The 26,831-nt window shown below is 70.8% G+C and carries 25 protein-coding genes and 2 tRNA genes; 16 read left to right on the top strand and 11 right to left on the bottom strand.

Going from position 1 to position 26,831, the window contains the following annotated elements:
• Positions 1 to 15 precede the first annotated feature (15 nt).
• Positions 16 to 2,595, bottom strand: a complete 2,580-nt coding sequence (gene pepN / locus AC3ET4_RS21380) for an aminopeptidase N (RefSeq protein WP_431951771.1) — start codon at positions 2,593 to 2,595, stop codon at positions 16 to 18.
• Between the two features lie 140 nt (positions 2,596 to 2,735).
• Between pepN and AC3ET4_RS21375 the strand changes: the two genes are divergently transcribed.
• Positions 2,736 to 3,401, top strand: coding sequence for a DsbA family oxidoreductase (locus AC3ET4_RS21375; RefSeq protein WP_431951769.1), 666 nt, complete (start codon positions 2,736 to 2,738; stop codon positions 3,399 to 3,401).
• A gap of 14 nt (positions 3,402 to 3,415) precedes the next feature.
• On the opposite strand, the gene AC3ET4_RS21370 is transcribed toward AC3ET4_RS21375, so the two are convergent.
• Together AC3ET4_RS21370 and AC3ET4_RS21365 are read right to left on the bottom strand one after the other, a co-directional pair.
• Positions 3,416 to 4,117: an HAD family hydrolase gene (locus tag AC3ET4_RS21370; RefSeq protein ID WP_431951767.1), complete on the bottom strand. Its 702-nt coding sequence runs from the start codon at positions 4,115 to 4,117 to the stop codon at positions 3,416 to 3,418.
• A gap of 75 nt (positions 4,118 to 4,192) precedes the next feature.
• A complete protein-coding gene (locus AC3ET4_RS21365) occupies positions 4,193 to 5,122 on the bottom strand; it encodes a carbohydrate kinase family protein (protein WP_431951765.1) in 930 nt (309 codons plus the stop codon).
• Positions 5,123 to 5,372: 250 nt separating this feature from the next.
• Between AC3ET4_RS21365 and AC3ET4_RS21360 the strand changes: the two genes are divergently transcribed.
• From AC3ET4_RS21360 to AC3ET4_RS21340, 5 genes are all read left to right on the top strand, one after another.
• Positions 5,373 to 5,966, top strand: coding sequence for a biotin transporter BioY (locus tag AC3ET4_RS21360; protein ID WP_431951763.1), 594 nt, complete (start codon positions 5,373 to 5,375; stop codon positions 5,964 to 5,966).
• A gap of 166 nt (positions 5,967 to 6,132) precedes the next feature.
• Positions 6,133 to 6,621 (top strand): ribose-5-phosphate isomerase, encoded by a 489-nt coding sequence (locus tag AC3ET4_RS21355; RefSeq protein ID WP_431951761.1) that lies wholly within the window; start codon positions 6,133 to 6,135, stop codon positions 6,619 to 6,621.
• 7 nt (positions 6,622 to 6,628) lie between these two features.
• The gene (locus AC3ET4_RS21350; RefSeq protein WP_431951759.1) at positions 6,629 to 7,444 is read left to right on the top strand and encodes an Fpg/Nei family DNA glycosylase; all 816 of its coding nucleotides are present in this window, start codon (positions 6,629 to 6,631) and stop codon (positions 7,442 to 7,444) included.
• Between the two features lie 468 nt (positions 7,445 to 7,912).
• Positions 7,913 to 8,455, top strand: a complete 543-nt coding sequence (locus AC3ET4_RS21345; RefSeq protein ID WP_431951757.1) for a hypothetical protein — start codon at positions 7,913 to 7,915, stop codon at positions 8,453 to 8,455.
• Between the two features lie 99 nt (positions 8,456 to 8,554).
• On the top strand, positions 8,555 to 8,686 hold the full coding sequence (locus AC3ET4_RS21340) for a hypothetical protein (protein ID WP_431951756.1): 132 nt from the start codon (positions 8,555 to 8,557) through the stop codon (positions 8,684 to 8,686).
• 158 nt (positions 8,687 to 8,844) lie between these two features.
• Here the strand turns inward: AC3ET4_RS21340 and AC3ET4_RS21335 are convergent, their stop codons facing one another.
• Positions 8,845 to 10,074 (bottom strand): GNAT family N-acetyltransferase, encoded by a 1,230-nt coding sequence (locus AC3ET4_RS21335; protein ID WP_431951754.1) that lies wholly within the window; start codon positions 10,072 to 10,074, stop codon positions 8,845 to 8,847.
• Positions 10,075 to 10,202: 128 nt separating this feature from the next.
• On the opposite strand from AC3ET4_RS21335, the gene AC3ET4_RS21330 reads away from it, so the two are divergent.
• Positions 10,203 to 11,345: a PP2C family protein-serine/threonine phosphatase gene (locus AC3ET4_RS21330; protein WP_431951752.1), complete on the top strand. Its 1,143-nt coding sequence runs from the start codon at positions 10,203 to 10,205 to the stop codon at positions 11,343 to 11,345.
• On the opposite strand, the gene AC3ET4_RS21325 is transcribed toward AC3ET4_RS21330, so the two are convergent.
• Entirely contained in the window at positions 11,326 to 12,492 is a 1,167-nt protein-coding gene (locus AC3ET4_RS21325; RefSeq protein ID WP_431951750.1) for an acyltransferase family protein, read from the bottom strand. The two genes, AC3ET4_RS21330 and AC3ET4_RS21325, sit on opposite strands and share 20 nt — an antisense overlap.
• A gap of 452 nt (positions 12,493 to 12,944) precedes the next feature.
• On the opposite strand from AC3ET4_RS21325, the gene AC3ET4_RS21320 reads away from it, so the two are divergent.
• Positions 12,945 to 13,139 carry a hypothetical protein gene (locus AC3ET4_RS21320; RefSeq protein ID WP_431951748.1) on the top strand — a complete coding sequence of 65 codons (195 nt, stop codon included), beginning with the start codon at positions 12,945 to 12,947 and terminating at the stop codon, positions 13,137 to 13,139.
• A 71-nt stretch (positions 13,140 to 13,210) separates the two neighbouring features.
• On the opposite strand, the gene AC3ET4_RS21315 is transcribed toward AC3ET4_RS21320, so the two are convergent.
• The gene (locus AC3ET4_RS21315; protein ID WP_431951746.1) at positions 13,211 to 14,215 is read right to left on the bottom strand and encodes an asparaginase; all 1,005 of its coding nucleotides are present in this window, start codon (positions 14,213 to 14,215) and stop codon (positions 13,211 to 13,213) included.
• A 114-nt stretch (positions 14,216 to 14,329) separates the two neighbouring features.
• On the opposite strand from AC3ET4_RS21315, the gene AC3ET4_RS21310 reads away from it, so the two are divergent.
• Positions 14,330 to 14,782, top strand: coding sequence for an Lrp/AsnC family transcriptional regulator (locus AC3ET4_RS21310; protein WP_431951744.1), 453 nt, complete (start codon positions 14,330 to 14,332; stop codon positions 14,780 to 14,782).
• A 160-nt stretch (positions 14,783 to 14,942) separates the two neighbouring features.
• Here AC3ET4_RS21310 and AC3ET4_RS21305 read toward each other — a convergent pair whose 3' ends face one another.
• Together AC3ET4_RS21305 and AC3ET4_RS21300 are read right to left on the bottom strand one after the other, a co-directional pair.
• Positions 14,943 to 15,329: an arsenate reductase family protein gene (locus AC3ET4_RS21305; protein ID WP_431951742.1), complete on the bottom strand. Its 387-nt coding sequence runs from the start codon at positions 15,327 to 15,329 to the stop codon at positions 14,943 to 14,945.
• Between the two features lie 25 nt (positions 15,330 to 15,354).
• A complete protein-coding gene (locus AC3ET4_RS21300) occupies positions 15,355 to 16,344 on the bottom strand; it encodes a CorA family divalent cation transporter (RefSeq protein WP_431951740.1) in 990 nt (329 codons plus the stop codon).
• Between the two features lie 301 nt (positions 16,345 to 16,645).
• Here AC3ET4_RS21300 and AC3ET4_RS21295 point away from each other — a divergent pair, with 301 nt between their 5' ends.
• Positions 16,646 to 16,996 carry a hypothetical protein gene (locus AC3ET4_RS21295; RefSeq protein ID WP_431951738.1) on the top strand — a complete coding sequence of 117 codons (351 nt, stop codon included), beginning with the start codon at positions 16,646 to 16,648 and terminating at the stop codon, positions 16,994 to 16,996.
• Positions 16,997 to 17,537: 541 nt separating this feature from the next.
• Here AC3ET4_RS21295 and AC3ET4_RS21290 read toward each other — a convergent pair.
• Entirely contained in the window at positions 17,538 to 17,729 is a 192-nt protein-coding gene (locus AC3ET4_RS21290; protein WP_431951736.1) for a hypothetical protein, read from the bottom strand.
• Between the two features lie 158 nt (positions 17,730 to 17,887).
• Positions 17,888 to 17,958 (bottom strand) — tRNA-Gly (locus AC3ET4_RS21285).
• Between the two features lie 111 nt (positions 17,959 to 18,069).
• Here AC3ET4_RS21285 and AC3ET4_RS21280 point away from each other — a divergent pair.
• From AC3ET4_RS21280 to clpX, 5 genes are all read left to right on the top strand, one after another.
• A tRNA-Pro gene (locus AC3ET4_RS21280) sits at positions 18,070 to 18,146 on the top strand.
• A gap of 165 nt (positions 18,147 to 18,311) precedes the next feature.
• Complete coding sequence (gene tig / locus AC3ET4_RS21275) at positions 18,312 to 19,706, top strand: trigger factor (RefSeq protein WP_431951734.1); 1,395 nt, start codon at positions 18,312 to 18,314, stop codon at positions 19,704 to 19,706.
• A gap of 242 nt (positions 19,707 to 19,948) precedes the next feature.
• Complete coding sequence (locus tag AC3ET4_RS21270; protein ID WP_319139309.1) at positions 19,949 to 20,551, top strand: ATP-dependent Clp protease proteolytic subunit; 603 nt, start codon at positions 19,949 to 19,951, stop codon at positions 20,549 to 20,551.
• 70 nt (positions 20,552 to 20,621) lie between these two features.
• Entirely contained in the window at positions 20,622 to 21,287 is a 666-nt protein-coding gene (locus tag AC3ET4_RS21265) for an ATP-dependent Clp protease proteolytic subunit (RefSeq protein ID WP_431951732.1), read from the top strand.
• Between the two features lie 174 nt (positions 21,288 to 21,461).
• Positions 21,462 to 22,748, top strand: a complete 1,287-nt coding sequence (gene clpX / locus AC3ET4_RS21260) for an ATP-dependent Clp protease ATP-binding subunit ClpX (RefSeq protein WP_431951730.1) — start codon at positions 21,462 to 21,464, stop codon at positions 22,746 to 22,748.
• 38 nt (positions 22,749 to 22,786) lie between these two features.
• Here the strand turns inward: clpX and AC3ET4_RS21255 are convergent, their stop codons facing one another.
• Entirely contained in the window at positions 22,787 to 23,734 is a 948-nt protein-coding gene (locus AC3ET4_RS21255) for a hypothetical protein (RefSeq protein ID WP_431951728.1), read from the bottom strand.
• A 440-nt stretch (positions 23,735 to 24,174) separates the two neighbouring features.
• Between AC3ET4_RS21255 and AC3ET4_RS21250 the strand changes: the two genes are divergently transcribed.
• Positions 24,175 to 26,811: a valine--tRNA ligase gene (locus tag AC3ET4_RS21250; RefSeq protein ID WP_431951726.1), complete on the top strand. Its 2,637-nt coding sequence runs from the start codon at positions 24,175 to 24,177 to the stop codon at positions 26,809 to 26,811.
• Positions 26,812 to 26,831: the final 20 nt, after the last annotated feature.

Here is a 26,831-nt window from a genome sequence, read left to right as displayed (position 1 = left end):
GCCCAAAGGGGTGCCTCAGGCGGCTTCCGCCGCCGCGTCCCGCTCCTGCGCCCGCAGCGCCCGCGCGAGGTCGTCACGGCACTCGGCGACCAGCCGGCGCAGCGCCGGCGCGGCGTCCGTGTGACCGCTCAGCCAGGCGTCGGCGGCGTCGAGCGTGGCCTGCCGGTCCTGGTGGTGCGGGAAGAGTCCGCGGACGACGGCCATGCCGATCTCGATCGAGCGCTCCTTCCAGATCCGCTCGATCGCGTCGAAGTAGCGGTCCGCGTAGGGGGCGAGCAGCTCGCGCTGGCCCGCCTGGTCGAAGCCCGCGATGGTGGCCTCGACCAGCGCGTTGGAGAGCGTGTCGGACTCCACGACCGACGTCCAGCACTGCTCCTTGACAGCCGCGGACGGCCGCGCGGCCAGGCAGCGCACCTGGTGCCGCTTGCCGGAAGCGGTGTCGTCGCGGGCGAGCTCCGCCGCGACGGCTGCCTCGTCGGCCGCGCCGGCGGCGGCCAGCGCCCCCAGAAACGTCCAGCGCAGCTCCTGGTCCACCTCGAGCCCGTCGACCTTCTCGGTGCCGTCGAGCAGCCCGCGCAGCAGCTCCGCCCCGGTGTCCCCGGCGGCCACGGCCGCGTAGAAGCGGGCCCAGGCCAGCTGGTGGCCGCTGCCGGGGGCTGCCGCGCGCAGCTCGCGCAGCGCGCCCTCCGCCAGTTCGCTCGCGCCCTGTTCGCGCCAGGCGGGCGCGGCGTAGTCGTGCAGCGCGGTGCGGGCCTGTGTGTGCAGTCCCTGCAGGACGCCGATGTCGGTCTCGGCGCCCGCGAAGCGCAGCACCAGGCCGAGGTAGTCGCGGGCGGGCATCAGCCCGTCACGGGTCATGTTCCACACCGCGGACCAGGTCAGCGCGCGGGCCATGGGGTCGGCGAGCGAGCCCAGGTGCTGCCGCACCGTGGCCAGGGAGTCCTCGTCGAAGCGGATCTTGCAGTAGGTCAGGTCGTCGTCGTTGACCAGCACCAGGTCGGGCCGCTCCGCCCCGGCCAGTTCGGCCACCACCGTGCGCGGGCCCGCGACGTCGGCCTCGACCCGCGCGTAGCGCTCCACCGTGCCCTCCGCGGTGCGCCGGTAGAGCCCCACGGCGACCCGGTGGGGCCGCAGTTCGGGGTGCGAGGGCGCCGCCTCCTGCAGCACGGCCAGTTCGGCGATCCGGCCGTCCGCACCGTATGTCACCTGCGGCGTCAGGGAGTTGACGCCCGCCGTCTGCAGCCAGGACCGCGACCACCCGGTCATGTCGCGCCCCGAGGTCTCGGCCAGGACCGACAGCAGATCGCCCAACTCGGTGTTGCCGTAGGCGTGGCGCTGGAAGTAGCGGCGCGCGCCCTCCAGGAAGGCGTCCCGCCCGACGTACGCGACCAGCTGCTTGAGCACGCTGGCGCCCTTGGCGTAGGTGATGCCGTCGAAGTTGAGTTTGGCGTCCTCCAGGTCGCGGATGTCGGCCGTGACCGGGTGGGTGGAGGGCAGCTGGTCGGCTCGGTAGGCCCACGCCTTGCGGCGGTTGGCGAAGGTGATCCAACCCTGCTGGAAGCGGGTGGCCTCCACCAGGGAGAACGTGCCCATGAAGTCGGCGAAGGACTCCTTGAGCCACAGGTCGTCCCACCACCGCATGGTGACCAGGTCGCCGAACCACATGTGCGCCATCTCGTGCAGGATGACGTTCGCCCGGCCCTCGTAGGACGCCTGCGTGACCTTGCCGCGGAAGACGTACTCCTCGCGGAAGGTGACCAGTCCCGGGTTCTCCATCGCGCCGAGGTTGTACTCGGGCACAAAGGCCTGGTCGTACTTCCCGAAGGGGTACGGGTAGCCGAAGTGGTCGTGGAAGAAGTCCAGGCCCTGCTTGGTGACGGTGAAGATCTCGGCGGCGTCGAAGTGCCGGGCGAGCCCCTTGCGGCACAGCGCACCGAGCGGGATCTCCAACTCCGTGCCGTCCGGCAGCACGCGCCGGTAAGTGTCGTGGACCATGTGGTACGGGCCGGCCACGACCGCAGTGATGTAGGTGGAGATCGGACGGGTCGGCGCGAAGCGCCGGGTCAGGCCGTCGTCGAGGACCTCGGCCACGCGCTCGTTGCCCAGCACCACCCAGGACTCGGGCGCGGTGACGGAGAAGGTGAACGGCGCCTTCAGGTCGGGCTGCTCGAAGTTCGCGAAGACCCGGCGGGCGTCGGCCGGCTCGTACTGCGTGTAGAGGTAGACCTCGCCGTCCTCGGGGTCGGCGAAGCGGTGCATACCCTCGCCCGTCCGGCTGTAGGCGCACTGGGCGTCCACGACGAGGACGTTCTCGGCGGACAAGTCGTCGAGCGCGATCCGCGTCCCGTCGAACACGGTCGCCGGGTCCAGTGCGCGGCCGTTGAGCGTCACCGACGTCACCGAGGGGGCGAGCAGATCCGCGAAGCTGGACGCGCCCGGCTCAGCGCAGCGGAAGCGGATCGTGGTCACGGACCGGAACGTCCGCTCCTGCGGGTTCAGCGCCGACCGGAGGTCGAGGGCCACCTCGTAACCGTCGACGGCCAGCAGCCGTGCCCGTTCGCGGGCCTCGTCACGTGTGAGGTTCTCACCGGGCACGGGGGGTCTCCATCCTTCGCACGCCGTCGCGGGGATCTTTCCTGCGCATGTCAGGCATCTTCGCATGTCGGGCCCGGCGGCGGGACTCGGGAATGGAGATGGAGCCGAGGGCGTTGGGCGCTGTGAAGTGCAGTGTCTTCATGCCGTGCCCGGAGGAGAGAGACGTGAGCGACAGCACAACCACCCGCACCCCGGTGGACTTCTGGTTCGACCCCGCATGCCCTTGGGCGTGGATGACCTCCCGATGGATGCTGGAGGTGGAGAAGGTACGCGACGTCGAGGTGCGGTGGCACGTGATGAGCCTCGCGGTGCTGAACGAGAACCGCGACGAGCTGCCCGAGCAGTACCGCGAGTTCCTGACCACGGCCTGGGGCCCGGTCCGCGTCTGCATCGCCGCCGAGCAGAAGTACGGCAGCGAGGTGCTCGGCGCCCTCTACACCGCCCTGGGCACCCGCATCCACAACCAGGGCCTGGGCCACAAGGACCGCGACGTGATCGTCGCCGCTCTGGAGGAGGCGGGCCTGCCCACCGACCTCGCCGACTTCGCCGACAGCGACACCTACGACGCGGAGCTGCGCGCCTCCCACCAGGAGGGCATCTCCAAGGTCGGCCAGGACGTCGGCACCCCGGTCATCGCCGTCCCCGGCGCCGACGGCGAGCAGATCGCCTTCTTCGGTCCGGTCGTCACGCCGGCGCCCAAGGGCGAGGCCGCGGCGCGCCTGTGGGACGGCACGCTGCTCGTCGCGTCGACGCCGGGCTTCTACGAGATCAAGCGGACCCGCGAGCAGGGCCCGATCTTCGACTGAGCCGGCGACTCCGGTCAGAAGTGCCGGAGCAGTTCGGGAAAGGCCGTCAGCCGCAGCACCCGCTCGTCGGCCGGGTCGAGCTCGGACTGCTCCAGCACCCAGGTGTTCACATTGGGGATGAAGACCGCGCTCATCCCGGCTTCACGCGCGGGCAGGATGTCCGACTTCGGGGAGTTCCCGACCATCCAGCTCCTGCCCGGCGCGAAGCCGTACTCCGCCAGGAGCGCGCTATAGGTGCCGGCGGCCTTCTCCGGCACGATGTGCACCCCGAGGAAGCGGTCCGCCAGCCCCGAGGCCGCCACCTTGCGCGCCTGTTCCTCGTCGTCGCCCTTGGTGAGCAGCAGCAGTTCGTGGCGGGATCCCAGCTCCTCCAGCGTGCTCGCCACGCCGGGCATGAGCTCCACCTTGTGCTCCACGAAGGCCACCGCCAGCTCCTCCACGCGTCGGCGCTCCGCCGGTGTCACCGGCCTTTCGCGCAACCGCTCCAGGAGTTCGCCGAGGCTGCGCAGGAAGACCTTGCTGCCGTAGCCGTGCACGACCGCGTTCGCCGCCTCGATCTCGTTGAGCAGCGCCCTGATCTGCGAGCGGTCCAGGACGGGATGGTCCACCCAGTCCAGGAAGTCCTCTATGATCCGCTCGAAGACCACGTTGTTCTCCCACAACGTGTCGTCCGCGTCGAAGACGAGTACCTGTCCGGTCAGCCGCGTCTCGCTCATCATGCGAGGGTAACCACGGCCGGCACCCGGTGCCGCGCTTTTCGCGGCCGCCGGCGCCCCGCCGGACCGGTGGCGTCAGGCGCGTCGCGCGGCGAGCGCCGCGTCCAGCTCGGCGCGGGACGGCGGATCCGCGCCCGTCCGCGTGCAGTTGAGCGCCGCGGCCGTGACACACCGCTCCAGCACGGCGACGAGGGCGTCCCGCGAGGCGGGTACGCCGGCGCCCGCGATCGCGTCGAGCAGCGCCGCCTGGAAGGCGTCGCCCGCCCCGACGGTGTCCACGACGCCCACCTCGGGGGCGGCCACCCGTACGAGGCCGCCGTCGGTCACCGCGAACGCGCCCCGCGCGCCCAGTGTGACGACCGCGAGCCGCGGTCCCTCGGCGAGCAACGCCCGCGCCGCGTCCTCGGGGGCGAGCCCGGGGAAGAGCCAGGCGAGGTCCGCGTCGCTGGCCTTGACCACGTCGCTGACGCCGGCCAGCCGCAGGCACGCCCTGCGGTAGGCGAGCCGGTCGGGCTGGACGGCGGGCCGCACATTGAGGTCGACGACGACGGTGCGCCCTGGTACGGCGTGCAGCTCGCGGCAGAGTTCGAGCACCCGTGTCGCCCCCGGTTCGACGACCGCGGCGAGCGAACCGGTGTGGAGCACGGCGGTGTCCGCGGGCAGCGCCAGCCGCTCCGGGTCCCACGCGGCCAGGAAGTCGTAGGAGGCCGAGCCGTCCCGGTCCAGGTAGGCCACCGCCAGTGTGGTGCGCCCGGCCGGGCTCACGGCGCGCACGACCTCGACCCCGGTGGACTCCAGGTGCCTGCGCACCAGTTCACCGGGCGGATCGTCGCCCCATGTGGTGACCAGGGTGGTGGGCCGGCCCAGTCGGCGCAGGCCGACCGCGACGTTGGCGGGACTGCCGCCCGGCGCCGGGGTGACCTGCCGCTCCCCGGAACGCCACAGCAGGTCGACGAGGACCTCGCCGACGACGCCGACGCGGGAGGGGGAGGACGGAGCGCTCATGCGGGCAGCATAGGAGGCCGCCGTCCAAGGGTCGGGGCCACGGCGCAGCATCCCGCCGGCGTTCGCCTCAGTTGGATTGGAGAAACCCCACTAAGAACCGGGTGACGAAGCTCACGCTTGACGGAGCTTCCTTGTGGGGACGCCATAAACGCTGTGATCCCGCCTTTGTGATCGACGGACGATGATCAGGGAGGGCGCGGCGGGTTAACGTCACGGTGTCCCGAACCGCCCTCACCTTGCGGAGTCACCGATGGCCAGCGCAGTCACCCCCGCTTCCGCCGTACGGACCCACCCGGTCCTCGCCGACCTCATCCCCGCGTCGCGCCTGCGTGACGTGGCCCTCGTGGTGGGCGGCGCGGCGCTGACCGGCCTGGCCGCGCAGTTGTCCGTGCCGGTCCCCGGATCGCCGGTGCCCGTGACGGGGCAGACTTTCGCCGCGCTGCTGGTGGGCACGGCCCTCGGCGCGCGGCGCGGCTTCCTGGCGCTCGCGCTGTACGCAGTGGCCGGTGTCGCCGGTGTTCCGTGGTTCGCGGAGGGGTCGTCCGGCGCGGCGGCGCCGAGTTTCGGCTACATCCTCGGCATGGCGCTGGCGGCGGCGCTCGTGGGCGCGCTGGCCCGGCGGGGTGCGGACCGCGGCGTGTGGCGGATGGCCGGCGTCATGGTGGCCGGCAGCGCCGTCACCTACGCGGTGGGCGTCCCCTACCTCGCGCTGGCCGCGCATCTGTCGCCCAGCCAGGCCCTGGCGATGGGCCTGACGCCGTACCTCATAGGCGACGCGCTGAAGGCCGCCCTCGCCATGGGCGCGCTGCCCGCCGCCTGGAAGCTGGCCGGCCGCCGCGGCTGACCGGTGCGGCGCACCGGCGCCGGACCGGTACGGCGTACGGCGCCCAGGAGGGGGCGGGGCAAGGCCCCGCCCCCGCGGCCTTTGTACGCCGCCGTGTTCGGCGCCGGGAACCCCTCGGGGAACACCCACGGCATGTCGCTCGGCGCACCCGTGCGACACTCGCCGTATGCGTGTGTACCTCGGTTCCGACCATGCCGGTTTTGAACTCAAGAACCACCTCGTCGAGTGGCTCCGGGCGAACGGGCACGAGCCCGTCGACTGCGGCCCCCACGTCTACGACGCCCAGGACGACTACCCGCCGTTCTGCCTGCGCGCCGCGGAGCGCACCGCCGCGGACCCCGACTCCCTCGGCATCGTGATCGGAGGTTCGGGCAACGGCGAGGCCATCGCCGCCAACAAGGTCAAGGGCGTCCGGGCCGTGCTCGCCTGGAGCCGGGAGACCGCGACCCTCGGCCGCGAGCACAACAACGCGAACGTCATCAGCGTCGGTGCCCGCATGCACACCACGGACGAGGCCACCGGGTTCGTCGAGGTCTTCCTCGGCACGCCGTACTCGGGCGAGCCGCGCCACTCCCGCCGCATCGACATGCTCAGCGTCTACGAGACCACCGGCGAGCTGCCCCCGATCCCCCCGCACCACCCGCAGGAGGGCTGATCCGGGCATGCCCGAGGGGCATACGATCCACCGCCTGGCCGCGGACCACCGGGAACGCTTCGCCGGCCGCGAGGTCCGCGCGAGCAGTCCGCAGGGCAAGTTCTCCGACGGCGCCGCCCTCCTGGACGGCGCCGTGATGGAGTCCGCCGAGGCCCACGGCAAGCACCTCTTCCTCGGGTTCGGCCCGGTCGGCTGGGTGCACGTCCACCTCGGGCTGTACGGGAAGTTCGGCTTCGGCACCGGCCCCGGCGGGCCCCCCGTCGGCCAGGTCAGGCTGCGTCTGGCCACCGGAGAACACCATGCCGACCTGCGCGGGCCGACCGCGTGCGAGCTGATCACCGGGGCGGAGAAGCAGGCGATACACGACCGGCTCGGTCCGGACCCGCTCCGGCCGGCCGACACCGGGGAACGCGCCTGGGCCCGCGTGGCGCGCAGCCGCACCAGCGTAGCCGCCCTGCTGATGGACCAGAAGGTCGTGGCCGGCGTCGGCAACGTCTACCGCGCCGAGGTCCTCTTCCGGCACGGGATCGACCCCTACCTGCCGGGCCGCGGCCTGGACCGCGACCGGTGGGACGCCATCTGGGCCGATCTGATGGCCCTGATGCGTGAGGGCGTGCGGCACAACCGCATCGACACCGTCCGTCCGGAACACACCCCCGAGGCCATGGGCCGTCCACCACGCGTCGACGACCACGGCGGCGAGGTCTACGTCTACCGCCGCGCCGGGATGCCGTGCCACATCTGCGGCACCGAGGTGCGCACCGCCTCCCTGGCGGCGCGCAACCTCTTCTGGTGCCCTTCCTGCCAGCCCGCCGCGAGCTGACGCCGCCTCCTGCGGGCCGGCCGGGAGGGGAAACGCCCGCAACGGAGCCCCCGTCCGGGGAACGGCCGCCGGGCGCCCGGGACCGGCCCAGGACAACACCGCCCCGTGCCGCATCAAGCAACGTCCGCTCTGCCGTGATGCACCGCTCGATCGCTGTTCCAGGCGGCACCGGACGGCTAGAATGATCATGTGGTCGCACGTGCAGGCCGGGAGACGGTGAACCAGGTGCTGAGCCCGCACGACAGCGCGCTGGGCCCACCGGCACCGCGATGGCGCTGCAGTTGCTCTCACCTGGCTGCGCCGAGTCCGCCGGCGAGCGGGCGACGACCAGCGCGGCCTGAACGCGACCGCGAGGGCCGTGCCCTGTCCCGACGTTTCCGTATCCGCCGGACTTCAGGAGAGGAAAGAACCTCTCGTGCCCGACTCCACCCGCCCCGGCACGCAGACCCGGCCGCTCCGCACCGGCCCGTGGGCCTGCTGACGCTTCCGTTCCGCGGCGACACCTGGCGGCATCTGCTGTACGCGCTGCTGGTGCCGCTCGTCGCCGGCCTGGTTTTGGCCCTGCAGTCCGTGATGAAGGCCACCCAGGACAGCGCGCATCCGGGGCTGGGACCCCTGGTGCTGTCAGCGGCGCTGGTGGCCGCCGCCGCGGTCGGGCCGCTCTTCGAGCGCATGCGGCTGAGGGTCTTCTTCGGTGAGCACCTGGCGCCGCGCCGTTCCGCCCGCTTCTCGGGCGCCGTCGTGTTCTTCTTCGTCAACATGGCCCTGACCGCGCTGTCGTTCGCGGCCGCAATCGGCTGGGCCATCGTGTCCGCGCGCAATCTGACCTACCCGATCTGGGGCTGGGAGCCCTACCCCACCGACGCCTGGGGTGGGCCGACCCCGGCCGGAGCGGTCGCGCTGCACTTCTCGGCCGGAGTGGTGGCGTTCTTCGTGCTGCCGTGGGTGGTCGTGCGGGTCACCGAGTGGCAGCGCGTCGCCATACGCCGGTTCGCCGCCGAGCAGCGCTGACCGCTCGCCGAGGCCCAGCTCTGCGGGCACGCCCAGATGGTCAAGAACAGGCCGAAGGTGCCGAGTTCTGCCGCTGCCCGTTGGCCGCACCCGGCGGACGTGCGCATCGCGATCGTCTGCGACGACTACTCCCCGCACCCGACCGCGAGGCGCTGCCAGCGGGTCGCGACGTGGGCGTCGGCGAACACCGTGGAGCTCGCCTACGCCGCGAGCAACAGCGCCTGGCGTTAACCGGATCGAGGCCCGGGCCACCGCCCTGCGCCACCTCGCTCTCGTGGCCGTCACACCAGCCATGAGGAGCAGAGAAGCATGATCTGCCGCGACGCCGTCCGGCCGAACGAACACACCGCCGACGAACGCCTTCGCGAGGTCGCGAGCCTGATGCGGCACTAGAAGCCGTGCGGGAGCCAGGGGGCGACGTCACCGCCGAAGGCGACCGCGGCCTCCCGCAGCGCACCCTGCCGCAGTTCCCGCACGCGGCCGGCCCGTGCCAGCGCGGTCAGCGAGACGTCGCCCAGATAGGCCGCTCCCAGCTCGCGCACGGACAGCGCCAGGTCCGCGGGGTCCGTCGTCCGCTCGCACGAGGAGCCCTTGGCGTCGCCGCCCAGCCGCCAGCGGCCCTCGTTCCACGGGCAGAAGGGGGCGGTGACCTCCAGCACCACGTCCACCGGGGCCGCGTAGCAGCGGGCCGACAGTGCCGCGCCCACCTCGACCGGGCGCAGCAGCAGGCCGTCCCGGAAGCGGACGCCGCAGCGGCGGACGTCGTCGACCAGGTGCAGCACCGGGTCGTCGGCGGGACGGTTGCGGGAGGTGACGCGGCTGGTGAGGTCGATGCCGAACAGATAGCGCCACAGCGCCGCGGTGGTGTCCGGGTCCAGTGCCTCCAGGTCCCGCAGCACCACCGTCCCGTCGGGGCCAGCCGCGTTCCAGGAGGGCTTCACCGCGTAGCGCGCGTAGCCCCGCACCTCGCCGTCCCGTTCGGCGACCACGCAGAGGAGGTTCGAGGCGCCGTCCCGGTATGCCTCAGGGTCGAGCACGCCCTTGCGCTCCCAGTTCGGCCGCCGCTCCAGCATGCCCGGCCGGGTGGGCACCAGGCGCGCGTAGACCTCCTCGCAGGGCCCCAGGGACTCCTCCGGGTCGGCGAAGCGCAGGGTGACCTCGTCGGCGCCCGCGGGCGCCCTGAGGCCCGCGCGCAGGGTGTCGACCTCCAGGGACATCTGGCGGGTGGCGACCTCGTAGCCGTACCGGCCGTAGATCGCCGGCTCGGACGCCGTGAGCACCACCAGGGGTTCGCCCCCCGCGTGCACCTCGTCCAGCTGCCGCCGCATCATCGAGGTCAGCAGCCCGCGCCGGCGGTGTGTCGACGCCACGCTGACCATGGTGACGCCGGCCGTCGGGACCACCGCGCCGCCCGGCACCGCCATGCGGAAGGAGAACGCCCCCGCCGTGCCGACGACCTCCGTCCCGTCCCACGCCGCGATCGACCGGGAGAGCTCGGTCACACCGCGGTCGAACTCCCGTTCCTCCACCGGTTCGCGCGCGCTGCCGAACGCGCGTTCCAGCGCGCTGAACCACTCGTCCCACTGTCCGGACTCGAGAACCCGCAACTCCACCGTCATGTGCCCTGCCTACCAGCCGTCCCTTGGGACGGGCGACCGGTTTTCGCCGGTTCCTGCGGCGAACGGCGCACCTTGGGGGGCACCACCCATGCGAGGAGTGGGTGAGGGTGGATAGGGTCGCCGGGAAGATGGCACGACGCCCGGCAGGAGACGGATTCAGGGCCCGGTGGCGCAGGACGGTCCACCGGGCCCGGGTCAGCCTGCGCAAATCCGCCGTGGACTACTTCCGCGGCGACGCGGCCGACTGGCTCGCCCTCACCGTCCTGACGGCCACCGTGCCGCTGATCGCCTGGGGCACGGTGCTGGCGCCGCAATGGTGCCCGCCCACCACCTTGGTGCTGCCTGTCCTCGTCGGCGGCCTGCTGCTGCGCCCTTCCAGCCTCCTCCTGCTGTACGGAGCCGCCGCCGCGGCGCTGGTCGTGGAGTCCGCCGTCCTCGGCCCGTACCGCGGCGGCGTGGGCCGAGTGACCCCGGGGATCGTGCTCGTGGTGGCGGCGGTGGCGCTGGCCGGGCTGATCGTCGCGCAGTTCCGCGCCCGGGTCGGCGTGCCCTGGATGCGCGGCGGCACGATGCTCTTCGACCTGCGCGAGCGCATCCGGGTGCAGAGCAGGCTGCCGCGGTTGCCCGAGGGCTGGCACGCCGAGATGGCGCTGCGGCCGGCCGGCGGCCAGTCCTTCTCCGGCGACTTCGTGGTGGCCACCCGCACGTCGGGCGGGCGCGTCCTGGAGGCCGTGCTCACCGACGTGTCGGGCAAGGGCATGGACGCAGGCTCGCGCGCGCTGCTGCTGTCCGGTGCCTTCGGCGGTCTGCTCGGCTCGCTGCCGCCGCACGCCTTCCTCACCGCCGCCAACGGCTACCTGCTGCGCCAGAACTGGGAGGAGGGCTTCGCCACCTCCGTCCACCTGGTGCTGGACCTGGAGTCCGGCGACTACGAGCTGCTCTCCGCGGGCCACCTGCCGGGTATGCAGCTCAGCGCGGGCACCGGTCGCTGGGAGGAGAAGGCGGCCGAGGGACCGCTGCTGGGGGTGTACGACGGCGCCGAGTTCCACAGCGTGAAGGGCACCCTGCGCTCCGGCGACGTCCTGCTGCTCTTCACCGACGGCCTGGTCGAGGCCGCCGGCCGCGACCTCACCGAGGGCATCGACCGGCTCATCGGCGAGGCCGACCGCTATGTCGCCCATGGCTTCCGCGGCGCGGCGTGGCAGCTGATCGAGGCGGTCGCCAAGGACGTCAACGACGACCGCGCCCTGCTCATCGTGTCCCGGGACTAGGCGCCGGCCGGAACGCCCAGGGCATCCTCGGCTCGATCGCGAAGTGGAAGACGCGCTGTACGGGCGGGGTGCACAACGCCGTGACCACCACGACGGCGAGGGCGGTGACCGCGACCTGGCCCGGCGGGGTGTGGATCCAGCCGTGGTCGTACCAGCCGCCGAAGCGCGAGCCCTTGGCGAGGAAGCCGTGCAGCAGGTAGCCGTAGAGCGTGCCGGCGCCCAGCGCCGTGAACCATGTGCGGCGGCGCGGCACCCAGGCGAAGAAGCTCACCGTCAGCGCCAGGGAGCAGCAGAACAGCGCCGCGGTCATGACCGGTCCCGCCCACCAGGGCGCCCCGAGTTCCTGCGCGCTGGTGCGGTGGTAGAGCCAGGCGCGGTCCATCCGCGGCGCCGCCCAGTAGCAGACGGTCAGCGCGGCCAGCCCCACCGGAACCGACAGCACGCGCACCACCCGGTGCCGTGCGAGGTGGAAGTGCTCGGCCCTCAGGCACATGCCGAGCACGAAGTAGGGCAGGAACTGCAGGACGCGCTGAAGTTCCAGATCGTCGCCGATGGCCGGGGAGCTCGACGCGAGGGCCGCGATCACCAGGGCGACCGCGACCGGGTGACGCACGACCCGCCAGACGGGCGCGGTGAGGCGCCAGACGAAGAGGGCGACGAGGAACCAGGTGAGGTACCAGGGGTCCAGCAGGCTGATCGCCTGGGAGGCGCTGTCGTCGGCCCAGTTCCGGAAGAGCGAGTACGCGGCCTCGAAGAGCACATACGGGACGGCGACGCCGGTGACCAGCCTTCTGACCCGGTCCGGACGGGCGTCGAAACTCCTCGAGAAGTAGCCGGAGATGACGATGAACGCCGGCATGTGGAACGTGTACACGAGCAGGTAGAGCGCGCCGGCGGCCCTGCTGTGCCCGGTGAGCGGTTCCCAGGCGTGGCCCATCGCGACCAGGACGATGGCGAGGTACTTGGCGTTGTCGAAGAACGGGTCGCGCCCGGCGGAGGGGAAGTGGTGCGCGGCAGGGGCGGCGGATCCTGCGGGGGCGGCCGGCCCGTGGCCGGGGGAGGGTTCCTTGCGCGGGGCGGGGAGAACGGAATTCCCGGTCTTGGTCCTGCCGGGGGACAGGGTGTTCGTGCGGGGGAGCTGGAACATTTGATGCACCATAGCGGGCGCCTCTGGCTGAGTAAATTTCCGCCCGGAATGGCGGTCGCCGCGCTGCTGCCCGGTAATGCGCAGGTCATGCAGCTGTCCGTTCCGTGCTGCTATGGGTGATCGCGTAAGGGGTGAACGGGGCATATTGGAAGGAGGGTTGACGACTGTGCAGGTTTTTTGATGATCCTTTGTGTGGCAAGTGGCCATGTGGGGAAATAGCTTGAGGGAAATTCACTCGAACGTGGCATGGAAATTTCGAGATTTGCCTCATCCGAAGGGAGCAGGACTGATCCCGACGTCATGCGTCGCAGGTGTGCGGCTCCGGCGCGCGGGGAAGGGGTGTCCCGCGGGGTCACGGTGTCGGTGGCAGGTGGCACGATGGACGTCGTGGGGGTGTGGCTGCCGTGGCTCCCCCGGGAATGGTGAGGCGCAGACCGAGGATGTGATCCCCCGTGGCCATCTCCCTGTCCGTGGTCGTGTTGTTGGCGGTCATCATGGTCGTCCTGATAAGAGGCAAGTCGCTGAAGGTCGGCCCGGCCATCGTCGCCGCGCTCTTCGGCTTCTTCCTTGCCTCCACGGGCATGGCCCCGTCGATCAGCAGGTTCCTCGACTCGCTGGCCGACACCATCAACCAGATAAACCTCTGACGCACCCGGCCGCCGTCCCTGTCGCAGGTCACCCGTCACCCAGCGTGGTGAACACGCCGGGTGACGGGGAGTCAGGCGACGGCCGGTGTGCGGTCCTCGACCGAGGTGACGATGCGGCGCAGTGCGGCGGTCCGTTCCTCGGGCCCCAGCGCGGACAGCAGCGCCGCCAGCACGGCGATGCGGCTCTGCCCCGCCCGCAGCGTCCCGGCCAGCACGGCGCCGGCCGCGACGAGGTCCACGGCGCCGCCCCCGGTGTACATCGGGGCCACCGGCCCCGCCGCCACCCGGGTGCTCACGGCGACCAGCACGCCGGCGTCCACCGCACGGCGCACCGCCGTCACGAAGTCGGGGGTCGCGTTGCCCGCCCCCGTTCCCACCAGCACGATCCCTTGGGCCCCCGCGCCCAGCGCGGCGTCGAAGAGAACGGGGTCGGCGTCCACGTGGTGCGTCACGATGTCGACGCGCGGTACCGCGCCGCCCGGGGCGGGCAGCGGCAGCGCCGCGGCTCGCGGCCGCGGAGCGCTCCAGTCGATCTGGCCGAACGTGACGCGGCCCAGCGGCTCGTGTGAGGGATCGGCGAAGGCCTGGACATCCAGGGTGTGCGCCTTGACCGTGCCCCGGGCTGCGTGCACGAAGCCGCCGAAGGTGATGACCACACCGATGTCCTGGCCGGTCGCCGCGGTCAGCAGCGCGTCGTAGAGGTTGCCCGCGGCATCCCCGTCCACGGAGTCCAGCGGGAGCTGGGCACCGGTGAAGACGACCGGGCGCCGGTCGTCGTGGTGGAGGTCCAGGAAGAAGGCGGACTCCTCCATGGTGTCGGTGCCGTGCGTCACCACGACGCCGTCCACGGCCGGGTCGGCCAGCACATCGTGGACCGTCCGCAGCAGTTCCAGCTGGTGGGCGGAGGTCAGCCGCGAGCTGTTCACGGTGAACAGGTTCCGGACGGTCACCTCGACCCCCTCGGGGACGGCGCCCGCCGCCAGCACCTCGTCGCCGGCCGCCTCGGCCGCGTACCCGGCCCCCTGCCACCTGCTGGCGATCGTGCCGCCGGTGCCGATCACGACGATGTGCTTCACGTGTCCCCTCGCTCATGCGTTCGCCAGCTCTTCCGCAAGGATATGCGCTCATCGCTGGCATTCGATTGCGAATCAGCCCGCGTAGAACGGGTGAGCATGGTATGTGTTCCCGCTATGGACGCCATTGACAGAAGAATCTTGCGCGAGCTGCAGGCTGACGGGCGGCTCACCAATCAGGAGCTGGCCGCCCGGGTCGGCCTCACCCCGTCCCCGTGCCTGCGCCGGGTGCGACAACTGGAGGAGGGCGGGGTGATCCAGAGTTACCGGGCCGTCGTCGCGCCGGCCGCCGTGGGGCGCGGTTTCGAGGTCTTCACCTCCGTCGAGGTGCGGCGGGACCGCGCGTCCGTCGCCGCGTTCGAGGAGCAGGTGAAGGCCATCCCCGACATCGTCGAGGCCTACCGCCTCTACGGCGCGCCCGGCTGCCTGCTGCGGATCGCGGTGGCCGACAGCGACGCCTACGAACGCTTCTGGACGGAGCAGCTGATCGCGCTGCCGGGCGTGAGCGAGGTGAACTCACAGATGATCATGAAGCGGATCAAGGAGCCGCAAGGCGTGCCGGTCGGCTAGCGCTCCAGGCGTAGCGAGCGAGCGCGCAAGGCCCCCGCGGGCGCCGGATCCGGGCAAGGGCGTGCGGACCTCCGGTGGGTGGGCTGTTCGGCGGGACAGCCGCATGCGGCGCGAGACGATGCCACGCCGCGCTTCGGCGCCGCCATCGGGCCGCCGGTTCTCAGGCGGGGTCCCCGGCGGCGCCCGGAACGCGTCCGAGGGCGTCCCGCACCGCCTCGTCCGAGCGCGCGACGACCGCCGTGCCGTCCTCGGCCGTGATGATCGGGCGCTGGATCAGCCGCGGGTGCGCCGCCAGCGCCCCGATCCAGCGCTCCCGCTCGCCCGGCTCCCGTGGCCACTCCTTGAGGCCCAGCGCCTTCGCCTCGGCCTCCTGGGTCCGCGCGATGTCCCATGGCTCCAGTCCGAGCCGTTCCAGCACCGCGCGGATCTCCCCGGCGTCCGGCGGGTCCTCCAGGTAGCGGCGGACGGTGTATCGCGCCCCCGCCTCGTCCAGCAGGTTCAGCGCGGAACGGCACTTCGAGCATGCGGGGTTGATCCAGATCTCCACCCCGCCAATGTACTGAGCCCAGCGCTCAGCCGTCGTCGCGACCGTCGTCGCGCAGCCTGCGCCAGATCCTGGTGCGGTGCAGCACATAGACGGCGATGAGCAGGACCGTTGCCTGCAGTCCCACGGCGAGCAGCCAGAAGACGACCCGGCTCTCCAACTCGTCGGTCATATAGGTGAAGTTCATGCCGAAGAAACCGGTCAGGAAGGTCAGCGGAAGGAAGATCGTCGACACGATCGCCAGCCGGTTGATCACTCCGTTCTGCTCGCCGGACACGAGCGAGGAGTAGCTGGCGAAGGCCCGCCGGGTCGCGTCCTGGAGCGACTCGATGCTGGCGAGCACCATCCGGGCGGCCCGCTGGTAGGAGGCGGCGAGCCGCTGCCGCTCCTCGGGGAAGCTGCCGCTCATCATCCGCCGGGTGATGGTCTCGTCGGCCGCCTGGAGGTACGGCAGCAGCGCGTGGTGCAGCAGGGCCGCCCGCCGCCGCAGCCGCGCCAGCCGGTACACCTGCTGCGGGTGCCGGCTCTCGAACATCTCGTCCTCGAGATCCTCCACCTGCAGCAGCGCCTCCACGGCGGACCGGCGGAAGGTCTCCAGTGCCTCCCCGAGCAGCAGGAACAGCACGGCCGCGGTGTCCGCCGGCCGTTCGTGCGGCAAACGGGTGACGAACCGCTCGACCGACCTGTTCGGCCCCCGGTGGACGGTGACGAGGTGCCGCTCGGTCACGAAGACGTGGACGTGCACGACCCCGCCTTCGTCGACCACGGGCACCACGAAGCGGGCGTCGTCCCCGTGGAACTCCGCCCGCGCCGACTCGCCCTCCTTGCCCAACCAGGTCAGATCCTCGCAGCCCAGGCCGAGTTCGCGGGCGATCGGCACCTCGGCGCCGGGCTGGCCTCCACCGGGTGTCTCGACGTCCACGAGCAGGAACCGCGACGCCGCCAGCCGCTCACGCGCCTCCGCGACGGAGACACGGGCGGCGACGCCCTCGGGCATCGACACCACCGTAACGATCATGGTTTCTCACCGCGGGTCGCCGGCACATCTCCAGCCTGCGCAGACTCCGCCACCCACGCATGCGGGAGTGCTCGGTCCGGTGGCCCGGAGTCCGGGGCGGGGCGCCCATAGGCAGGCCTCCCGCGCGTGTCAAGCCCCGAAATTCAGCGACGTGACGCGGGCGGTACGCCAGGGCTTACTGGAGTCATGAGGTCGAGCGACACCGACCGAAAAGAAACACCGGGACTTTCCCCGGTGCCGGAACATCCGAAAAGGGATCGTCCGGAACTCGCATTCCCAGGACCGTCTGAGGAGAACTGCCATGTCCCGCACTCGCAAGATCGTCATGCTGACTGCCGCCACCACCCTGGCCGCCGGTGGTGCCCTGCTCCCGACCAGTGCGTTCGCTGCCACCCCCGCCCATGCCGGCGCCGTCCAGGCCGCACCTCAGCAGCACGCCCTCCACGTCGACGACGGCGGCGTGAACAACAACATCCCGGTCTTCAACAATCCCGGTGGATTCTTCGGCGGCCCGGTGAACAACAACATCCCGATTTTCAACAACGGCAGCGGTTTCGGTCAGGTGAACAACAACATCCCGATCTTCAACAACGGCGGGGGCGGTCTCTTCGGGGGAGGGGTGAACAACAACATTCCGGTCTTCAACAACTGAGGTCCTTCGCCATCTCCGCCCCGCGCGGCCGGTCCCCCACGCCGGCCGCGCAGGCGCGCCGGAAGGCCCCTGGCGTGGCCCGTCGAACGGGACGCGGACGCGTCGGTGGGGACAGCGGGGACGGCGGGGACGAGCGTGAGGATCGCGCGAGGCGAAGGAAGGATCATGAGGGGCGGGCGGTGCCGCGCCGTCGGGCGCATCAGGCCGAGCGTCTCGACTGGCGATCCGCCCCGCACGGGATCACTCCACGCCCGAAGCCTCGGATGCGGTTCTGGCCTCATGCCCTCGGCCTGCCTGTGTGGGCGCGCGGCGCGGGCGGCCGGGGCCGTCCCCCTGTCGATCCTCGTGACCGCAGGGCGGCGCGGCGACAGCCCCGCAGTTCGAGGCCAATGCTGCATGGCCCGGATGGGGCACAGTTCGCTCAGGGCCACGCCGATCCACCAGCACGCGAGCGCCGAGCGGGAACCATTGATCGCGGATGCCGTGAGTGCCCTGGTCGAGTCGGCCGCGCAGCGGCCACCGATGAGGCCTTCGCGGTGGGTCAGCGGGCTTGGCGCCGGGTGTTGCGGACGTCACGCACGAGAGCGAAGGCCGCGGCAAGGAAGATGGCACCTGCACCCGCCGGCCAAAGGACGGAGGCACCCGAGCGGCAGTCCCGGATGGAGACGGCGAGAAGCCCCAGACTGACGGCGACGCCGAACGCCGAGAGCGCGATGCTGATGCGCGGGATCACGCGTACATCATGACCTCTCGCCGTTTCATGAGCGCAGAAGACGGACGTCAACCGTGGGCCCGGTGGCACGCGTGCGGCAGGAGCACCCGCACCCGGCCGCGTACGAACAAGGCCCCGAGCCTGCGATCATCTCGCTGACCTGGGGCCTTGCCACACAGAGCGGGCGACGGGAATCGAACCCGCGTAGCCAGTTTGGAAGACTGGGGCTCTACCATTGAGCTACGCCCGCAACGGCCAGTCATTCTGGCACATCAGATCGTAGCCGATCGACCCGGCTCCCGCGCACCACATATGTGGCGGTCGCTGTGTGCGGGGGCATGTACTCTACGTGTCGCACCGACGGGGTGTGGCGCAGCTTGGTAGCGCGTCCGCTTTGGGAGCGGAAGGTCGTCGGTTCGAATCCGGCCACCCCGACCACTGCTCGACCGTCCTGTTCCGAGCAGGCCCGGCCGCAGGATTGTGGTACCGGTAGGATGGGTCGTCGGCCACCTGATACGCGGAACAGCCAGGTCGAACACCAGCCGCCCCGCATGATCGCGAAGTGGCCGCCCATCAACGTAAAGCCCCCAAGGAGACCCAACCGTGAAGAGCGCCGTCGAGACTCTGAACCCGACCCGGGTTCGACTCACTGTCGAGGTGCCCTTCGAGGAGCTCAAGCCCAGCCTCGACGCGGCGTACAAGAAGATCAACCAGCAGGTCACGGTGCCGGGCTTCCGTAAGGGCAAGATCCCCGCGCGCGTCATCGACCAGCGGTTCGGCCGTGGCGCGGTCCTCGAAGAGGCCATCAACGACGCACTGCCGAAGTTCTACACGGAGGCGGTCAACGAGGGCGAGCTGAACGTCCTCGGCCAGCCCGAGGTGGACATCACCGAGTTCAACGACGGCCAGGAGCTGAAGTTCACGGCCGAGGTCGACGTCCGCCCGGCCATCGAGATCCCGGACTACTCCGGCATCGAGGTCACCGTCGACGCCGTCGAGGTGTCCGACGAGGACGTCGACAAGGCCCTGGAGCAGCTGCGGGAGCGCTTCGCGTCCACCACCGTGGTCGAGCGCGCCGCCGCCGACGGCGACGTCGTCGTCGTCGACCTGGAGGCCTCGGTGGACGGCGAGGTGCTGGAGGACGGCGTCGCCAGCGGCGTCACCTACACCATCGGCTCCGGCCAGCTGCTCGACGGCATCGACGAGGCCGTCATCGGCCTGGAGGCCGGCGGTTCGGCCACCTTCACCTCCGAGCTCAAGGGCGGCTCCGCCGCCGGCAAGCAGGCCCAGGTCAAGGTGGACGTCACCTCGGTGCAGGCCCGCGAGCTGCCCGAACTGGACGACGAGTTCGCCCAGCTGGCGAGCGAGTTCGACACCCTCGAGGAGCTCCGCGCCGACGCGGTGAAGCGCCAGGAGCGCATCAAGCAGTACGACCAGGCCACCCAGGCCCAGGAGAAGGTGCTGGACGCCCTCCTCGAGCTGGTCGAGATCCCGCTGCCGGAGAAGCTGCTCAAGGACGAGATCGAGACCCGGGTCCACAACCTCGAGCACCACCAGTTCCCGGCCATGGGCCTGACCTGGGAATCGTTCCTCGAGAACGAGGGCAAGACCCGCGAGGAGTATGACGCCGAGATCGAGGCGCAGGCGAAGAAGGGCATCAAGACCCAGTTCGTCCTGGACGAGCTCGTCTCCACCGAGAAGCTCTCGGTCAACCAGGAGGAGCTCACCGAGCACCTCATGCGCCGTGCCGCCTCCTCCGGCATGAGCCCCGACCAGTTCGCCCAGGCGGTCGTCGAGGGCGGCCAGGTGCCGCTGCTCGTCGGCGAGGTCGCCCGCGGCAAGGCGCTGGCCCTGGTCGTCGAGGCCGCCACGGTCAAGGACACCAACGGCGAGGTCGTCGACCTGGAGGACGAGGAGGACGAGACCGCCGAGACGGTCGAGGCCACCTCCGAGGACACGGACGCCGACACCGCCAAGGGTGAGGGTTCCGAGGCCTGAGCCTCGTCCCGAAGCGACATCCGACGGGCCCGGACGACAGTGGCGTCCGGGCCCGTTCCTGCTTCGTTCCGCTCTGCGCGTACCCCCTCCCTGCGCTCACAGCGAACAGTTCCGCGTGGGGGATTGCCGGGCCCCACCTGCGCGTTAGGGTCCGTAAGTACGAGGGCCCGTGCCCTACGAGAAGACCCTGTGACGGCGTCCGCGCCGTCCGACAACGAGCAGGTGGATACGTGACGACTCCGATGCCTTCCGCCGCCGGCGAGCCGACCATCGGTGGCCTCGGCGACCAGGTCTACAACCGGCTGCTCGGCGAGCGGATCATCTTCCTCGGTCAGCCGGTGGACGACGACATCGCCAACAAGATCACCGCGCAGCTGCTCCTCCTTGCCGCCGAGCCGGACAAGGACATCTACCTCTACATCAACAGCCCCGGCGGCTCGGTGACGGCCGGTATGGCGATCTACGACACGATGCAGTTCATCAAGAACGACGTCGTCACCATCGCCATGGGCCTGGCGGCCTCCATGGGCCAGTTCCTGCTGACCGCGGGTACCCCCGGCAAGCGCTTCGCCCTGCCGAACACCGACATCCTGATGCACCAGCCGTCCGCCGGCCTGGCCGGCTCGGCCTCGGACATCAAGATCCACGCCGAGCAGCTCCTCCGCACCAAGAAGCGGATGGCCGAGCTCATCGCTGAGCACTCCGGCCAGAGCGTCGAGGCGATCACCCGCGACTCCGACCGCGACCGCTGGTTCTCCGCCGAGGCGGCCAAGGAGTACGGCCTGATCGACGACGTCATCACGCACGCCGTGAACGTGCCGGGCGGCGGCGGCACCGGGGCCTGACCGGGCCGTGAGCCCGTTACAGCCCCGCAGGACCGACCCCAGCCCACTGCTCATCTCCAGGACGGTGAACGTGACCACCCAGAACTTCCCCGGCAGCGGCCTGTACGACCGCGCGAACGCCGCCGAGGCCCGCTACGTCGTCCCGCGCTTCGTGGAGCGCACCTCCCAGGGCATCCGCGAGTACGACCCGTACGCGAAGCTCTTCGAGGAGCGCGTGATCTTCCTCGGGGTGCAGATCGACGACGCCTCGGCCAACGACGTCATGGCGCAGCTGCTGTGCCTGGAGTCGATGGACCCGGACCGTGACATCTCGGTCTACATCAACAGCCCCGGTGGCTCCTTCACGGCGCTGACGGCCATCTACGACACCATGCAGTTCGTCAAGCCCGACATCCAGACGGTCTGCATGGGCCAGGCGGCCTCCGCCGCGGCCGTGCTGCTCGCCGCCGGCACCCCCGGCAAGCGGATGGCGCTGCCGAACGCCCGCATCCTGATCCACCAGCCGTACAGCGAGACCGGCCGCGGCCAGGTCTCGGACCTGGAGATCGCCGCCAACGAGATCCTGCGGATGCGGGCCCAGCTGGAGGAGATGCTGGCCAAGCACTCCAGCACCCCGATCGAGAAGATCCGCGACGACATCGAGCGAGACAAGATCCTCACGGCTGAGGAGGCCCTCTCCTACGGTCTGGTCGACCAGATCGTCTCGACCCGCAAGGGTTCCTCGGTCGCGGTCTGACGCCCGGCAGGGCATTCTGCGACGAGAAGTCCCCTCTTGGAGCCGCTGGGTTGTGCAGGTCACGACCCAGTAGCTCCAAGGGGGGCCCGCAGCGGGGGCGCGGCAAGGTACCGTCGATAGGCAAGCACCAGGACTCGTCGAACTGGCGGGACCCAGGCGAAGGGGAAGCACCTCGTGGCACGCATCGGTGACGGCGGCGATCTGCTCAAGTGCTCGTTCTGCGGAAAGAGCCAGAAGCAGGTGAAGAAGCTCATCGCAGGACCCGGTGTGTACATCTGCGACGAGTGCATCGACCTCTGCAACGAGATCATCGAGGAGGAGCTCGCCGAATCCTCCGAGGTGCGCTGGGAGGACCTGCCGAAGCCGCGCGAGATCTACGAGTTCCTCGAGAGCTACGTGGTCGGCCAGGAGCCGGCGAAGAAGGCGCTCTCCGTCGCGGTGTACAACCACTACAAGCGGGTGCAGGCCGGTGAGAACGGCGGCGGCCGCGGGCACGACGACGGCATCGAGCTCGCCAAGTCCAACATCCTGCTGCTCGGCCCCACGGGCTCCGGCAAGACCCTGCTCGCGCAGACCCTGGCCCGGATGCTGAACGTACCGTTCGCCATCGCGGACGCCACGGCGCTGACCGAGGCCGGGTACGTCGGCGAGGACGTCGAGAACATCCTGCTCAAGCTGATCCAGGCGGCCGACTACGACGTCAAGAAGGCCGAGACGGGGATCATCTACATCGACGAGATCGACAAGGTCGCCCGCAAGAGCGAGAACCCCTCGATCACCCGGGACGTCTCCGGCGAAGGCGTGCAGCAGGCGCTGCTGAAGATCCTGGAGGGCACCACGGCATCGGTGCCCCCGCAGGGCGGGCGCAAGCACCCGCATCAGGAGTTCATCCAGATCGACACGACCAATGTGCTGTTCATCGTCGGCGGCGCCTTCGCCGGTCTGGAGAAGATCATCGAGTCCAGGGCCGGGGCCAAGGGCATCGGCTTCGGCGCGACCATCCGCTCCAAGCGCGAGATGGACTCCGCCGACCAGTTCTCCGAGGTCATGCCGGAGGACCTGGTGAAGTTCGGCATGATCCCCGAGTTCATCGGCCGTCTGCCGGTCATCACCAGCGTGCACAACCTCGACCGTGAGGCGCTGCTGCAGATCCTGGTCGAGCCGCGCAACGCCCTGGTCAAGCAGTATCAGCGGCTCTTCGAGCTCGACGGCGTCGAGCTCGAGTTCGAGCGTGGCGCCCTGGAGGCCATCGCCGACCAGGCCATCCTCCGCCAGACCGGCGCCCGGGGTCTGCGCGCCATCATGGAGGAGGTGCTGATGTCGGTGATGTACGAGGTGCCCTCGCGCAAGGACGTCGCCTGCGTCGTCATCACCGAGGACGTCGTCCACTCGAACGTGAACCCCACCCTGGTGCCGCGTGAGCCGCGCATCATCGGCAAGGGCGAGCAGAAGAGCGCGTAGCGCCCACCCGCCACATGGAAGGGGGCGTGGTGGCCGGGTCACTTCTTGACGCGCACCTCGTTGCGGATCGAGGCGGTGCTGTCGGCCCATTCCGTCAGGGACGGGGCCTTGGTGGCGCCGGTGAAGTCCATGGTCATGTTGACCGTGATGGCGACCGTGCTGTCGTCGGCCCAGGCACAGTACGGGAAGGCCGCCGCGGCGTTGCCGAGCGTGCCGCACTTCATGATGTCGCCGTCGAAGCCGGAGGGGCGGACCTCCTTCGGGGGCTCGCCACCCGAAGTGCCCGCCGTCGAGGTGAAGGCGCTGAGCATCTTGTCGAGGACGGCGTTCGTGTCGTTGACGTCGCCGTAGACGCCGGTGACGATGAGTTGGGTGCCGTCCTTCTTGTACGTGCCGGAGACCGTCGTGGCGTCGGCGATGCCGGTGTCGTCGCCGGTCTTGCCGTTGCTCAGCGACGCGTCGTTGGTGGACTTGGTGTACTGGCCGTCGAGCAGCGCGGCCGGCATGGACAGCTTGTAGTCGCCGCCACCGCCGCCGGCGACACCGCTGTTCGTGAGGGCGACGATGCCGCCTCCTATGACCGCGACGGCGACCACGACGCCGACCACAATGCCGATGATCTTCCCCTTGCCGCCGGACGGCGGCGGTGGCGGGGCACCCCAGGCGCCCGGCTGCTGACCGTAGGGTCCGGGCTGGCCGTAGGGGCCCGGCTGAGCGTACGGGCCGGGCTGCTGACCGTAGGGAGCGGGCTGGACGTAGGGGCCGGGCTGCTGCCCGTGCGAGGCCGGTTGCTGGCCGTACGGGCCGGGCTGCTGCGGATAGCCGTAGCCGGCGGGCGGCTGCGGGGCCGTGGGCTGCTGCGGATAGCCGTACCCGGGTGCGGGCTGCTGCGGCGGGGCCGGCGGCTGCTGGGGCGGGCCCGCAGGGCCTCCGTAGCCGGGCTGGCCGTCGGAACCCGGCTGTGGCGGCGGCTGGTTGAAGCTCATCGGTGAGTCCCCTCGTTGAACTGCTGTCTACTCGTACTCCTCGTGCTCATCCTTGCGGAACATTTAAACCGTCCTTACATCGGGACCGTCAGGACTTGGCAACAACGCGGTACGCATGTTCGGTTGATCGCCCTACAGCCCAAAGGCGTGAATCGCACCTATGTGTCCGGCCGGTTGAGTGGCCGCCAGAGGCGCCCTGCGGCTGACCGGTTCGCGTGCCGCCGCCGGGATCGGCCGGCCTGGAGCACGTCCGCGCCCGCCGAGCCGCCTGCCGTCCACATGTCCGGTGGGTCGCGCCGAGCGCCACCCGGACCCGGGCCGGCGGGGCTCCCGGCCGGACCCCCGGAGGGCGCCCCTCACCCCGGCCGCCCTCCTCGCCCCTCCTGCCCGGGCACCGGCGGATTCGTGACACTGCCCGCCCCGCCCGTAAACTGAGCGCCGTGACCGACAACACTCAGCAGGCCGCCGCGAGCGGACCGAACAGCGCGCCCCCCGAACTGCCGACCCAGTACGCGCCGGCCGAGGTAGAGGGGCCCCTGTACGAGCGCTGGGTAGAACGCGGTTACTTCGAGGCCGACGCCAAGAGCGACAAGCCGCCCTACACCATCGTCATCCCGCCGCCGAACGTCACCGGCAGCCTCCACCTGGGCCACGCCTTCCAGCACACGCTGATGGACGCCCTGACGCGCCGCAAGCGCATGCAGGGCTACGAGGCGCTGTGGCTGCCCGGCATGGACCACGCGGGCATCGCCACCCAGAACAAGGTCGAGCAGCAGCTCGCCGAGGAGGGCAAGTCCCGGCACGACCTGGGCCGCGAGGCCTTCGTCGAGCGTGTGTGGCAGTGGAAGGAGGAGTACGGCGGCAGGATCCTCGGCCAGATGCGCCGCCTCGGCGACGGGGTCGACTGGTCCCGCGAGCGCTTCACGATGGACGAGGGTCTCTCCCGCGCCGTCCAGACGATCTTCAAGAAGCTCTATGACGACGGCCTGATCTACCGCGCCGAGCGCATCATCAACTGGTGCCCGCGCTGTCTGACCGCGATCTCCGACATCGAGGTGGACTACCAGGAGGACGCCGGGGAACTGGTCTCCATCCGCTACGGCGAGGGTGAGGACTCCATCGTCGTGGCCACCACTCGTGCCGAGACGATGCTCGGCGACACGGCGGTCGCCGTCCACCCCGACGACGAGCGGTACCGGCACCTGGTCGGCCGGCACATCAAGCTGCCGCTCACCGACCGGACCATCCCGGTCGTCGCCGACACCCATGTCGACCCGGAGTTCGGAACCGGTGCCGTCAAGGTAACCCCGGCGCACGACCCCAACGACTTCGCCATCGGTCAGCGCCACGACCTGCCCGCCCTGACCATCATGGACGAGCACGGCGTGATCACCGTCCACGGCCCGTTCCTGGGCCTGGACCGCTTCGAGGCGCGTTCGTCCATCGTCGGGGCACTGCGCGAGCAGGGGCGGATCGTCGCCGAGAAGCGCCCGTACATGCACTCCGTGGGCCACTGCTCGCGCTGCAAGACCACCGTGGAGCCGCGCCTGTCGATGCAGTGGTGGGTCAAGGTCGGTCCGCTGGCGAAGGCCGCCGGTGACGCGGTCCGCGACGGGAGGGTGGGGATCCATCCCGAGGACCTGTCGCGGCGCTACTTCGACTGGGTCGACAGCATGCACGACTGGTGCATCTCACGCCAGCTGTGGTGGGGCCACCGCATCCCGATCTGGTACGGCCCCGACGGGGAGGTCGTCTGCGTCGGTCCCGACGAGGAGCCGCCGACGGGGGAGGGCTGGACGCAGGACTCCGACGTCCTGGACACCTGGTTCTCCTCCGCCCTGTGGCCGTTCTCCACACTGGGCTGGCCTGAGAGGACCCGGGATCTGGAGAAGTTCTACCCGACCGACGTCCTGCTCACCGGCCACGACATCATCTTCTTCTGGGTTGCCCGGATGATGATGTTCGGCCTCTACGCGATGGACGGGGAGGTCCCCTTCAAGACCATCGCGCTCACCGGGCTGGTTCGCGACGAGTTCGGCAAGAAGATGTCGAAGTCCAATCCGAACGCGGTGGACCCCCTGGACTGGATGGACAAGTACGGCTCCGACGCGGTCCGCTTCACCCTGGCCAAGGGTGCGAACCCGGGCGCCGACGTGCCGATCGGCGAGGACTGGGTCCAGGGCTCCCGCAACTTCACCAACAAGATCTGGAACGCCACGCGCTTCGCGCTGATGAACGGCGCCACGGTCGAGGGCGAACTGCCCGGCCCCGAGGAGCTGTCCGCCACCGACCGCTGGATCCTGTCCCGGCTGAACGCCACGGTCGCCGAGGTGGACGCGCTCTACGACGACTACCAGTTCGCGAAGCTCAGCGACGCGCTCTTCCACTTCGCGTGGGACGAGGTCTTCGACTGGTACGTCGAGCTGTCCAAGACGACCTTCCTGGCGGGCGGCCGCCCGGCAGAGGTCTCCCGGCGCGTGCTGGGCGAGGTCCTGGACAAGCTGCTGCGGCTGCTGCACCCGGTGGTCCCCTTCGTCACCGAGACCCTGTGGACGACGCTCACCGGGCGCGAGTCGATCGTGATCGCCGACTGGCCGGCCGACTCCGGCTTCCGTGACGCGGCAGCCGAGAAGGAGATCGCGGCGGTGCAGTCGCTGGTGACCGAGGTCCGGCGGTTCCGCGCCGACCAGGGCCTGCAGCCGGGTCAGAAGGTCCCTGCCCGGCTCGACCTCGGCTCCACCGGTCTCGCGGCGCACGAGGCGGCGGTCCGCCAACTGCTGCGTCTGCAGCCGGAGGGCGAGGACTTCACCGCGACGGCGACCCTCCCGGTCGCGGGCGTGACGGTCGCGCTCGACCTGTCCGGGGCGATCGACGTGGAGGCCGAGCGCAAGCGGCTCGCCAAGGACCTCGCCGCGGCCGAGAAGGAGAAGGCGCAGGCCACGGCGAAGCTGGGCAACGAGGCGTTTCTCGCGAAGGCGCCCGAGCCGGTCGTCGCCAAGATCCGCACCCGCCTCGAGGCGGCGGAGGCGGACATCGCCCGCATCACCGCGCAGCTGGCATCCCTGCCCCAAGGCTGACGCAGGGCTGACGCGGCGGG

This window comes from Actinacidiphila sp. bgisy167 (assembly GCF_057707665.1).
Note: the sequence above shows the minus strand (reverse complement) of the source record. Positions and strands in the feature narration are given on the sequence as shown.

Excerpts from the sequence above, each read along its gene's own strand:
- AC3ET4_RS21375 (WP_431951769.1), top strand. The coding sequence starts at position 2,736 with ATGCCGTGCCCGGAGGAGAGAGACGTGAGCGACAGCACAACCACCCGC.
- AC3ET4_RS21330 (WP_431951752.1), top strand. The coding sequence starts at position 10,203 with ATGGCACGACGCCCGGCAGGAGACGGATTCAGGGCCCGGTGGCGCAGG.
- AC3ET4_RS21370 (WP_431951767.1), bottom strand. The coding sequence starts at position 4,117 with ATGAGCGAGACGCGGCTGACCGGACAGGTACTCGTCTTCGACGCGGAC.
- AC3ET4_RS21350 (WP_431951759.1), top strand. The coding sequence starts at position 6,629 with ATGCCCGAGGGGCATACGATCCACCGCCTGGCCGCGGACCACCGGGAA.
- AC3ET4_RS21270 (WP_319139309.1), top strand. The coding sequence starts at position 19,949 with ATGCCTTCCGCCGCCGGCGAGCCGACCATCGGTGGCCTCGGCGACCAG.
- AC3ET4_RS21295 (WP_431951738.1), top strand. The coding sequence starts at position 16,646 with ATGTCCCGCACTCGCAAGATCGTCATGCTGACTGCCGCCACCACCCTG.
- AC3ET4_RS21335 (WP_431951754.1), bottom strand. The coding sequence starts at position 10,074 with ATGACGGTGGAGTTGCGGGTTCTCGAGTCCGGACAGTGGGACGAGTGG.
- AC3ET4_RS21300 (WP_431951740.1), bottom strand. The coding sequence starts at position 16,344 with ATGATCGTTACGGTGGTGTCGATGCCCGAGGGCGTCGCCGCCCGTGTC.
- AC3ET4_RS21355 (WP_431951761.1), top strand. The coding sequence starts at position 6,133 with ATGCGTGTGTACCTCGGTTCCGACCATGCCGGTTTTGAACTCAAGAAC.
- AC3ET4_RS21365 (WP_431951765.1), bottom strand. The coding sequence starts at position 5,122 with ATGAGCGCTCCGTCCTCCCCCTCCCGCGTCGGCGTCGTCGGCGAGGTC.
- AC3ET4_RS21310 (WP_431951744.1), top strand. The coding sequence starts at position 14,330 with ATGGACGCCATTGACAGAAGAATCTTGCGCGAGCTGCAGGCTGACGGG.
- AC3ET4_RS21360 (WP_431951763.1), top strand. The coding sequence starts at position 5,373 with ATGGCCAGCGCAGTCACCCCCGCTTCCGCCGTACGGACCCACCCGGTC.
- AC3ET4_RS21325 (WP_431951750.1), bottom strand. The coding sequence starts at position 12,492 with ATGTTCCAGCTCCCCCGCACGAACACCCTGTCCCCCGGCAGGACCAAG.
- AC3ET4_RS21255 (WP_431951728.1), bottom strand. The coding sequence starts at position 23,734 with ATGAGCTTCAACCAGCCGCCGCCACAGCCGGGTTCCGACGGCCAGCCC.